This is a genomic window from Neisseria gonorrhoeae (assembly GCF_003315235.1).
Taxonomy (GTDB): domain Bacteria; phylum Pseudomonadota; class Gammaproteobacteria; order Burkholderiales; family Neisseriaceae; genus Neisseria; species Neisseria gonorrhoeae.
This window is the reverse complement of the sequence record NZ_QNRU01000044.1, coordinates 1-9,436: the sequence shown is the minus strand read 5'-3', so window position 1 is coordinate 9,436 and position 9,436 is coordinate 1. Positions and strand designations below refer to the sequence as shown.

The 9,436-nt window shown below is 50.6% G+C and carries 15 protein-coding genes and 1 pseudogene; 8 read left to right on the top strand and 8 right to left on the bottom strand.

The window, feature by feature from the left end; all coding sequences use genetic code 11:
• Positions 1-57: 57 nt before the first annotated feature.
• The 5 genes from DFR77_RS11770 to DFR77_RS11755 form a co-directional block, all read right to left on the bottom strand.
• Positions 58-309 carry a hypothetical protein gene (locus DFR77_RS11770; protein WP_003693465.1) on the bottom strand — a complete coding sequence of 84 codons (252 nt, stop codon included), beginning with the start codon at positions 307-309 and terminating at the stop codon, positions 58-60.
• Between the two features lie 16 nt (positions 310-325).
• Positions 326-1,684 carry a DnaB-like helicase C-terminal domain-containing protein gene (locus DFR77_RS11765; protein WP_003693467.1) on the bottom strand — a complete coding sequence of 453 codons (1,359 nt, stop codon included), beginning with the start codon at positions 1,682-1,684 and terminating at the stop codon, positions 326-328.
• Positions 1,681-2,184, bottom strand: coding sequence for a hypothetical protein (locus DFR77_RS14255; protein ID WP_010360005.1), 504 nt, complete (start codon positions 2,182-2,184; stop codon positions 1,681-1,683). The genes DFR77_RS11765 and DFR77_RS14255 overlap by 4 nt, the downstream gene beginning before the upstream one ends.
• A gap of 94 nt (positions 2,185-2,278) precedes the next feature.
• Positions 2,279-2,749, bottom strand: coding sequence for a hypothetical protein (locus tag DFR77_RS14250; RefSeq protein WP_249033564.1), 471 nt, complete (start codon positions 2,747-2,749; stop codon positions 2,279-2,281).
• A 114-nt stretch (positions 2,750-2,863) separates the two neighbouring features.
• Positions 2,864-3,091: a helix-turn-helix domain-containing protein gene (locus tag DFR77_RS11755; protein ID WP_003698261.1), complete on the bottom strand. Its 228-nt coding sequence runs from the start codon at positions 3,089-3,091 to the stop codon at positions 2,864-2,866.
• 172 nt (positions 3,092-3,263) lie between these two features.
• On the opposite strand from DFR77_RS11755, the gene DFR77_RS11750 reads away from it, so the two are divergent.
• The gene (locus tag DFR77_RS11750) at positions 3,264-3,452 is read left to right on the top strand and encodes a hypothetical protein (RefSeq protein ID WP_003691445.1); all 189 of its coding nucleotides are present in this window, start codon (positions 3,264-3,266) and stop codon (positions 3,450-3,452) included.
• Here DFR77_RS11750 and DFR77_RS11745 read toward each other — a convergent pair.
• Both DFR77_RS11745 and DFR77_RS11740 read right to left on the bottom strand, forming a co-directional pair.
• On the bottom strand, positions 3,429-3,584 hold the full coding sequence (locus DFR77_RS11745) for a hypothetical protein (RefSeq protein ID WP_003689578.1): 156 nt from the start codon (positions 3,582-3,584) through the stop codon (positions 3,429-3,431). The two genes, DFR77_RS11750 and DFR77_RS11745, sit on opposite strands and share 24 nt — an antisense overlap.
• Before the next feature lie 88 nt (positions 3,585-3,672).
• Positions 3,673-3,858 carry a Cro/CI family transcriptional regulator gene (locus DFR77_RS11740; protein ID WP_002238713.1) on the bottom strand — a complete coding sequence of 62 codons (186 nt, stop codon included), beginning with the start codon at positions 3,856-3,858 and terminating at the stop codon, positions 3,673-3,675.
• Positions 3,859-3,994: 136 nt separating this feature from the next.
• Between DFR77_RS11740 and DFR77_RS11735 the strand changes: the two genes are divergently transcribed.
• The 6 genes from DFR77_RS11735 to DFR77_RS11710 all read left to right on the top strand — a co-directional run bounded on the left by DFR77_RS11735 (position 3,995) and on the right by DFR77_RS11710 (position 7,883).
• Positions 3,995-4,744, top strand: a complete 750-nt coding sequence (locus tag DFR77_RS11735; RefSeq protein ID WP_113852143.1) for a LexA family transcriptional regulator — start codon at positions 3,995-3,997, stop codon at positions 4,742-4,744.
• 274 nt (positions 4,745-5,018) lie between these two features.
• Positions 5,019-5,837, top strand: a complete 819-nt coding sequence (locus DFR77_RS11730) for a DUF3037 domain-containing protein (RefSeq protein WP_003693474.1) — start codon at positions 5,019-5,021, stop codon at positions 5,835-5,837.
• A gap of 169 nt (positions 5,838-6,006) precedes the next feature.
• Entirely contained in the window at positions 6,007-6,189 is a 183-nt protein-coding gene (locus DFR77_RS11725) for a type II toxin-antitoxin system HicA family toxin (RefSeq protein ID WP_003689143.1), read from the top strand.
• A 101-nt stretch (positions 6,190-6,290) separates the two neighbouring features.
• The gene (locus DFR77_RS11720) at positions 6,291-6,692 is read left to right on the top strand and encodes a type II toxin-antitoxin system HicB family antitoxin (RefSeq protein ID WP_003691454.1); all 402 of its coding nucleotides are present in this window, start codon (positions 6,291-6,293) and stop codon (positions 6,690-6,692) included.
• Between the two features lie 181 nt (positions 6,693-6,873).
• On the top strand, positions 6,874-7,458 hold the full coding sequence (locus DFR77_RS11715; protein ID WP_003693477.1) for a Panacea domain-containing protein: 585 nt from the start codon (positions 6,874-6,876) through the stop codon (positions 7,456-7,458).
• Positions 7,459-7,466: 8 nt separating this feature from the next.
• Positions 7,467-7,883 carry a hypothetical protein gene (locus DFR77_RS11710; RefSeq protein ID WP_113852142.1) on the top strand — a complete coding sequence of 139 codons (417 nt, stop codon included), beginning with the start codon at positions 7,467-7,469 and terminating at the stop codon, positions 7,881-7,883.
• A gap of 88 nt (positions 7,884-7,971) precedes the next feature.
• Here DFR77_RS11710 and DFR77_RS11705 read toward each other — a convergent pair whose 3' ends face one another.
• On the bottom strand, positions 7,972-8,733 hold the full coding sequence (locus tag DFR77_RS11705) for a hypothetical protein (RefSeq protein WP_012503753.1): 762 nt from the start codon (positions 8,731-8,733) through the stop codon (positions 7,972-7,974).
• Between the two features lie 209 nt (positions 8,734-8,942).
• Here DFR77_RS11705 and DFR77_RS11700 point away from each other — a divergent pair.
• Positions 8,943-9,138, top strand: a pseudogene (locus DFR77_RS11700) (hypothetical protein).
• Positions 9,139-9,436 lie beyond the last annotated feature (298 nt).

Sequence of the window (9,436 nt, the reverse complement as noted above, 5' to 3'; positions counted from 1 at the left end):
GCTTCCGTCCGGACGGTTTCGGTTTGCGTGTTTCGGACCGTCATTCCGTATTTCCTTTCAAATTTGCGTTTTAACGCGGTTTTCAATCTCGGGTATGCCGGGGTATTCCCCAAGCGCCGCCGTCCTTTTTGCGACTGCCGCCCCCGATGCCGTCTGAAACGCGCCGGCGGCGCACGGATTGGTTCGCGGGTAGTACGTCGCTTTTTCCTCCGCATTCCGCGCCTTCGCGCATTTCGCAAAACCGCGCACCGGCGTGCCGGTGTTGGTTTTGAAGTCGGCATGGTTGCAATAGAAACAGGTTTCACGCATTTACCGGCCTCCCGCACTAGACACTGTAAGGGTCATATTCATCATGTTTGGGGGCTTGCCATGCCAAATCAGGCTCTTCCTCGAACTTCATAAATTGCCCTTTCCAGCCGCAAACCACCGTTCCCGTTTCGCCGTCCCGGTTCTTGGCGATAATCAGCTCGGCAATGCTCGGATTCTCGTTTCCGTCGTAGTAGCTTTCGCGGTGCGGCATGATGATGTTTGCGTCTTGCTCAATCGCGCCGCTGCCGCGAATGTCTGCCATGTTCGGGCGTTTGTCTGCCTGCTTTGTGTTTCCCCTGTTCAACTGGGCAACCAAGACGACGGGGATATTCAGCTCTGCCGCCAAGTTTTTCAAACGGCGCGATATATTCCCCAACTCCGCCACCTCGTCCCTCCCTGCCCTTGGCATGATGTGAAGGTGATCGACAACCAACAAATCCAAGCCGGTAGTGAGTTTTTTCTCCTTAGCCAAAAAGCAAAGCTCGTCAACGTTGAGCAGGTCGCAGTTCACGTCAAACTTCCACTCTTTCGCTTGGCTGACGTAAATCGGCATATTGGCGTAATCGCTTTGCGTCAGATTGCCGGTTTTCAGGTTCTGCATGGGGATATTGCACTCAGCCGCCATGCCGCGCCTTGCCAGCTCTACCGCGCTCATTTCGTAGCTTTGGAAATGAACTGCCTTGCCCTGCTTCAGCGCGAATCGCGCAATGTTTTCCGCCAAAACCGTTTTACCCATAGACGGACGCGCCGCAATCACAATCAGGTTTCCATCCGGCAAACCGCCGGTCATCCCGTCAAGCTTCATCAAGCCGGTAGGCAATCCGAAACGCACGCCGTCAAGCCTTTTGTCCAAACCGCCAATCAAATCCTCAACGGTCTGGCCGAATGTCTTGGTTTCACGCTTTACCGCGTCTTTGCCGACTGCCGCCAATTCGTCGGCCGCCTTAGACAGCTTTTCTGCGACCGTCCCGCCGTCTTTGGAAACCGCGATTTTTTCAATCGCCGCCGAAGCCTTCAGCAAGCCGCGCTCGACAAACCTGTCGTTCACAATCCCAACGTACCGGCTGATATTCTTCGCGCTTGGGGTGTTTTGGTTCAGGTCTATCAAGTAAGCCAGGCCACCCGCGTTTTCCGCCTCGCCGCGCGCTTCCAGCTTGTCGTTCAGCGTGATGATGTCGATAGGCTCGTTTGCCGCCGCCATATCCAGCAGAGCGCGGAAAATAATCCTGTGTTGCGCCTGGTAAAACTTTTCAGGGGTCAGGATTGCGCACCGCGTAATCGCCGTCGGTTCAATCAAGATGCCGCCCAAAATGTTCTGTTCCGCCCCTACGCTGGCCAGTGATTGGACGGCTTCCGTTTCCTCGATTCGGTTCATGCCCTTCCCCTTGCCGCCTGGTTCGTTTTAGGCGGATGCCATTCAAGGATTTTGACGAAATTGCCCGCCTTGAAAATCCAATCGAAGCCGACCGCAAATCCTGTTTGGTTTTCGCCCATCCAAAACGGGTTCATCGCCACTTTCCGGAAGAAACCGGCAAACCAGGCCAAACCGGTTTCCTTGTCCCCGAACCTCACCTTGCCGTTTGGCGCCGCCGTTCCCAGCATCTCGCACCAGCGGTTTGCAATCGCCCGTTTGCGCGTGTCGTTCAGCACTTGGACGCTTGGCAACCGGCCGCCCAAAACTTCGTTGTACAAATCGGCGATTTCCTGAAGCGGTACGCCGTGGGTTTTGCGGCGGCGCGGAACATTCGCATTTTTCGGTTTTCCCGAAAGGCCGCCGTTGCCGTTACTGTCGCTTTCGGCCTTCGGCGAAGTCGGTTCGCCGGTTTCCCGCCCGCACGTTTCCGCGTCAGCGGAAACAAACGCGTCAGCGTTCAAACCGCCTTTGCCGTTTCCGGCGTTTGGGGGTAAGGGGGTATATACTGCTAAATCTTCTGTTAAATCTTCTGTTCTTATAACGGCTGTTGATTCCTCACTCCCCGAATGTTGATTTTGAAGTTCGGGGCTGTTGATATTGCATTTCGGGGCTGTTGATTCCCCACCCCCCGAATGTTGATTTTGAAGTTCGGGGCTGTTGATATTGCATTTCGGGGCTGTTGATTCCCCACCCCCCCGAATGTTGCAACATCAAATCATCAAAAGCGTCTAAATTCAGTTTGTAGTAAATGCGGTGTTCAATTCGTTTTTCAGTCTCAATCAATACGCCGCGTTCCCTCAGCTTTGCCCGTGCCGTTCTTTGTTCCTGAACGGACAGCCCGGTTTCAATTTCAATTTCTTCCGCTGTTCGGTAAATGCCTGATTCATACTGCGTCTTATCGTTCCAGTAGAAGAAATGCCCGAATAATATTGCCGCATTTACACCGCCCAAAGGCTTTGCCAATTTCGGGTAATACGCGATTGGCCTGCCTGCCGCTCTCAAACTTTCAGACGGCTTCATCATCAACCCCTTTCACTTCTTCGACCCGCCCGTCCAACGCTTCCCGTGCCTTGCCCGCGTCTTCCGCCTGCATATGAGCCGGCACCGGCAAGCGGGCTCCGCGTATTCTTTGTTCCCGGCTCATGGTTCAATTCCTGACTTTGCGATTGAGTAATGGGCAACGGGATTTTTACAGTTACCGACCTTGTATTTCGGCTTGGCAAACACGAAGCCCCTGCCTTCCAAGTCGGTTATCCGTGCCGCAAGCTGCGTCACCTTCAGGTTCTGATAAGCCTCAAGGGATGTGATGCATCCCTTGTTACGGATGTAATCGACAATTTGTTTGCATTGCGTTTGTTTTTGATTCATAATCGCCTTTCGCCGTTACCTGAACCGCTTCCCTGCAATTCAGGGGGATTACCCGCCCCGTGCGGGTTTTTCTTTATCGGCCGCCCGTCTGTCCGGGCGGTCAGCCGTCTTTCCGATTTGCCATCACCCCGTTGCAACCGGGTTTCCACACAACGGCCGACGGAGTAAAAAAATGCCGTCCGACTTATCCTTCATACTCGCCAAAGAGCTTATCCGCAGCGGTTCTATCCGCTTAAGCGGCAGTACGGCCAAAGGACAAGCCGGAGAATTGGCGGTATTCATCCGAACACTTCATCAAAAACCCGAAGAATCGGAGCCAAATACCGATGACGAATATTTAATCGGGCTGCTTTCCAAGTAATTCAAAGCCGTCTTTCAAACCCGGCGCGATTTTGTAAACCTCATCGCAGCCTTTGGCGGCGGCTTTCAGCATCGCCTTTTTAATCAGCCGTCTGTCTTTCTTCGACAGGCGGTTTCTGTCCTGCTTCTTCATTTTTTTCCTTTCCGGTAAATTGCGGATGACTTCCGCTTCAATTCGGTTATATCAATTAACATCTGACCCGACGGGCTTTTTATTTGGGTTACAGACGTGTCGAGGGGAAAGCCCGCACTTCCTCAGCCTTCACTCTTTTGCCGTCTGAAAATAAAAAAATTGCCCGCCCAGACCTCAATGCTTTTGAAATTGCTCCTTGAGTAACGCCGATTTCTTTTGCTGTTTTCGCCTGTCCGTGCTGCTCAACATACTCATTTAGCGGAATTTTCTTCATAAATTACTCCAAATAATAGAGATATTATTACCGCAAGTAATTCAAAAGTCAATACTTGCGGTTATTTGATTATTATTACTTACAGTAATATATTTAAATTATTTAATATGTTTAAATTATCGAAGGAGGCGGCAAAATGAAAAAAAGAGAATTAAATGAAATTGAGACGGCTGAATGTGCTGAACTAAAAAGAATTTTTAACTCAAAAAAAGAAGAACTTAAGCTAACTCAATACAAGCTGGCAGAAGCTGTAGGAGTTACTCAAAGCGCGGTGAACCATTATTTAAATGGCACCAACGCCTTAAACGCCTCCATTGCAAGCCAGTTTGCCAAAATCTTGCAAATTCCTGTTTCGGATTTCAGCCTCCGACTTGCCGAAGAAATAAGCAGTATGTCCATCGGCATTGATGGAGATAAATTGCTGGCACTGCAAGCAGACAATCTCGACACCATCACCCTCAACCTATACGACGTATCAGCCAGTTGCGGTCATGGGGTAGTCAACCCCGACTATCCGCAACTGCTACGCTCGATTGAGATTCCCAATGACGCGCTATTCGAGCTTTTGGGGACAAACAATCTGACAAACGTGCAGCTTATGCCGCCGGACGGCGACAGCATGGAGCCGACCATTCCACAGAAATCGATAACTTTAATCAAAACAGACGTTAGCAAGTTTCAGACCGGCGGCATCTACCTGTTTACCTTTGACGGTTATACCTACATCAAACGCCTGTCCAGAGGCAAAGGCGGCGCGATACACGCTACCAGCGACAACAGGCATTACGCCAAGTCGGATTTTCTGATAAACCCTGAAGAAGCCGACAAATTCCACATTCACGGCAAATTTTGGAAAGTTTTGCCGCTTGATTTTTTAGACCTTTGACCGCCCCTTTGGACAGCCTGACCGTAATCGGCCCGGTCTTCCGGCAGGGCGTGCCGGATTGACAAATTCCTCTAGGGGGAAATCTCAAAAAGTCGGATTTACAGATTTACACAAAGTGTAAATTTCATAGGGTAAAGAAAAGAAAAGCGTGTGATAATCTGCCGCCGGCGCGGGCACGGGCAAACGAAGAGCGCGACCTGCCCGCCGCCTATAACCGCAGCCGCACCGACGAGGCCGTCCGCCGCATCGGTAACGGAACACTTTGGAGCATCTCATGAACCGATATGCCATGCGTTTTGCCGTCATACGGTTTATGCCCTATGTCCAAACGCGCGAATTTGCCAACATCGGCATCATCATAACCCACCCGCAAAGCGGCTGCTTCGACTTTAAAATCGAACATCGCTACAGCAGATTGAGCCGTTTTTTCCGCCGCTTCGATCCGCCCGCCTATAAAGCGGCGACCCGTGCCTTTGAAAAAGAATTACAGCGGATTAGAAACCTGGCGGCACACTCCGCGCCCGATCAGATACGCGCCATGCCCGACCATCTGACCCGCCCGCGCGAAGCCCTGATTATGGCCGCCCGACCGGGCGTAACCCTCGCCCCCGGCAGGGGGCAGGAACTGAACCGCCTGTTTGATTATTTTGTCGCCCGCAGCTTCGCCAAAAACCAACCCGAAGCAGAACTTACCCGACAAATACAGGCAATGTCAAAGCCGCTTCAGACGGCATACCCCTTCAAAGAAAGCACAATCGGCGACCCGTCAGGCTTTCACGCCTCCATCCCCTTGGTGCAAAAGGCGGAAAACGGCGAAATACGGAAAATCATCAAGCCTATCTATTTCGGACGGAAAGACCCTGCCGACATCTATTACAAGTCTGATAAGCGGATTGCCGGCATAAAACGGTTGCGGCGCGGCGGATACATCGACCGCTCTGAAATATTGTTTGCCTACGAACCGCCGGAGCGTCCCGACAAGGCACAAGAAAAGGCATTGCTTGACGTATCGGGCGACCTGGAGGAACAGGGCATACAGCTTGCCGATAACCGAAGCGAAGGCAAAATCATCAGAAACTTTGCCTGCGGCTGACAGCCCTCAAGACCGCCCGCGTTATGCGGGCTTTTTACACCCTTCCCTGCAACTACTGCCGAAAGATATTTTTACACACAAATACACATAAAAATTGACAAAATAAAAATTAGTGTGTATTATTACGCACATTGGCAGGCGTGCCATGCATTAAGATTAGGAGTGATAATTGAATAGCCTAGACGTTATTGCCCTACTCAAACAAGACGGTTGGTATAAAGTTGCACAATCCGGGAGCCATTCGCAATATAAGCACCCAACAAAAAAAGGCCGTGTAACCGTGCCGCACCCGAAAAAAGACTTGCCGACAGGTACTGTAAAAAATATCTATAAGCAAGCCGGTTTGAAGTAACGGCAGGCAGCGGGGTTTCCCGCTGCCCCCCTTCTAATCAAACAATCGACGGGTTATCTCACGCGCCCATAAACCTGAACAACATAATTAAAGGAAATCAAATGTTTATCCCTGCCGCCCTGCACAAAGACGAACATTCGGCATATGGCGTAACCATTCCCGACCTTCCCGGCTGTTTCTCTTGCGGCGACACCGTTGAAGAAGCCGTCGCCAACGCCCGTTCTGCCGCCTATATGCATATTGACGGTATGATTGAGGACGGAGGGTTCAAAAACCTTGCCGTAAGCAGCATTGCCGATTTGAGCCAAGAACCTGATTATCATGGGGCAACATGGGTAATGATTGAAATCGACCCTGCAAAAATCAGTCGGCAGCAAATCCGATTCAACGTCAGCTGGCCGCAATACCTTCTTGATAGAGTGGATGAATATACATCCGCAAATCATGAAACCCGTAGCGGTTTTTTAGCCAAAGCCGCCCTGCTCACCATGAATCAGGCATAGCCAGCCCGTTCAACCCGCCCGCACACGCGGGCTTTTCCACGCCCGCCGAACCTGAAAACAACACAAACGGTTCGTGCCGGATTGAGGAATATGCTGAAATATATCGAAAAGATGTAAAATGTACGGAAATGTGCCGGATTTAGATTGCCTGCTTTACAGGAAACCGCATATAATCAAAAGTATGAAACCGCACAACGATACCATTTTCCAAGAGCCAAAGGCTGCCCAAGCGGCCGCCTTCCTGCTGTACAAGGCAAACGGCAGGCTTGAAGTACTGAAGCTGATGAAGCTGATGTACTTGGCTGAACGTGAGTCTTTTTTACGCTTCGGAGAAGGCCTGACAGGTGACGCGTTGGTTTCAATGCCGCATGGCCCGGTACTCTCCATGACCTTGGATTTCATTAACGGCGGACATGAGTCCGTTCCGAACGGATGGGCAACGTGGGTTAGCGACCGCGAAAACAGGATGCTTGCCTTACGCGATCCAAGTATGATTCGGACGCCCGGGCAAGACTTATCGGCATTATCCGAAGCTGATTTGGAAGTACTGGAATCGGTTTGGGAGAATTACGGCCATTATTCCGCATGGGATCTGCGCAACATGACCCACAACGGGTTATGCCCGGAATGGGAAGACCCTCACGGCTCAAGCCGCCCGATTCCCATCAAAAAACTGTTGTCTGTGCTTGGTTATGATGACGAACAAGCCGTAGCGATTGTAGAAAGGCTGGAAGAACAGGCTTACATCAATCGCGCTTTCGGGTAGGGGGCGGTATGCCTCAATCGTGGCAATGCAGGAAAGGCGCATGCCTGCTCATCCCATCCGGTCCAAATAGCTGCCAACACTTGTTTACCATCCTAGTCAATCCGTGTATCCTGCCCAACCGTGGAAATAAGCCGCAGGTTCTTTCTGTCGGCATTTCTTCCGTCCGGGCAAATATCCCATATGATAATGCCTGCATCATCAGGCAGGGAGAACATCCTTTTGTCCGACATGACAGTTATGTCCGCTACCGTGATGCAAGGATTGATGCCGTCGAACACATAGAAAACCGTGTGCATGAAGGAATATTCTCCGTAAAACCACCATGTAGCGAACAACTGTTGAAGCGTATCATTGCCGGGGCTTCAACATCACGATATGCCGGCAGGGAAGTTAAGCTTCTGATTGAAAAATTTGCTATAGCATAATCCTCCGCCCGCATCATGCGGGCTTTTTCCACGCCCGCCGAACCTGAAAACAACACAAAACCGACAAAGCCGCCCGAAAAGGCGGTTTTCAATCGTCCCCATCGACTACCCCGTGATACCCGGTAACTTTGTAGAGCCTGGGCTTGCCGCGCGCCGTCTGTACGCTTACGTCAACAATATAATATTTTTCAAATGGATAAGGCTCTGCAAACATTTCGCGCTTGATGTGTTCGGGAATCAGGATTTTGACCGGACGGCTGTATATCCCTTCAATAACCGCCTGATTGGTTTCCTTTGTCGGCGCGGCTTGTACGAAATACATCACCATCTGCCCGTAATCCCCTGATTCGGACGCTTCCGCCCGTTCGCCCAGTATCCGCCTTGCCTGATTTTGTACCGTGTTTGCCGCGAAATAGTTGTAGGTAATATTATTGACGACGGAGCCGTTGTTGTCGTTCACGTTGATTTCAATCGACCCGTTTTTATCCGATGCGGCAGGCTGCATGATATTTGCAATATTGCGGATTTGGCTGTCCGTTACCCCTGCGGGTTCTTTGCCTTTACCCATCAGCCAATCGGTAATCTCAATAAAATTCTTGGCGTACGCCAATATCTGCCCCGCGCCTTCAAAAAGCGTACCCGCCAAAGGCAAGAGGGGTGCAAGCTCGGCAATAATGCTGCCCTGCCTGATTTCCTTAATATACAGCCGCGCATGACTGCCCGCGCTGCCGCACATGGATTCGTAATCATCGGCAAGGCTCATCATAGACTGCGCAAATACCGACAATTCCACCGGCTCGCTGTTTCTGACAACCACTGTCAATGTCTGTTTGTCCAATTGCATTTCCATAATAAGCCTCCTTAATTTCATCTGATTTTAATACGCCGCCCGAAATATCGGGCGGTTTTTTGCGCCTGCGAAATCTCAAAAATAAATTCTTTTAATAATCAAAGATAAACATAAATTACCGTAAATAATATTACTAGCGGTATTGCAATAATAAATTACTGGCGGTAATATACACCCATCGAAACAAACAACAACTTGAAGGAAACGGGATGAACGAATTAATCAGCAGAATAAATCGGTTTGGCACAAAAAAACGAGCAAGACCTATTAAGTAAGGTTGCCGAAATATGCAAAGGGGCAGGCGCAAAATTCACCGCCCGAAGAAGCGAGGGCATCAATCACACCGCTTTTACTTTTACGGTTAAAAAAGACGGCTTAAAAGATAAGGCAATGATTGTTTTGTAAGTAACAAACCGCCCGAAAGCTATATCTGCCAAGCCGGGGATAGCACAAAGCGATGAAGTATCGAACTTCAAAGCGGGGCAACGGCACGGCGAAACGGTGAATGCTGCGGGCGGTTTCCTCAAACGGAAAGGACGAAGGCGGTGAAATATTACGGCACGGCGGCTTACGGCAGCCCCGATTGGGGGATGGAAAGATATTACGCACGGGAGGATATGCGGCAGGCTTTGGACGGTTGGGAGGCGGAAAACCGAATCCTGCACGAATCCGGGTTGATTGAGATTGCCAAAAAATCGGCGCG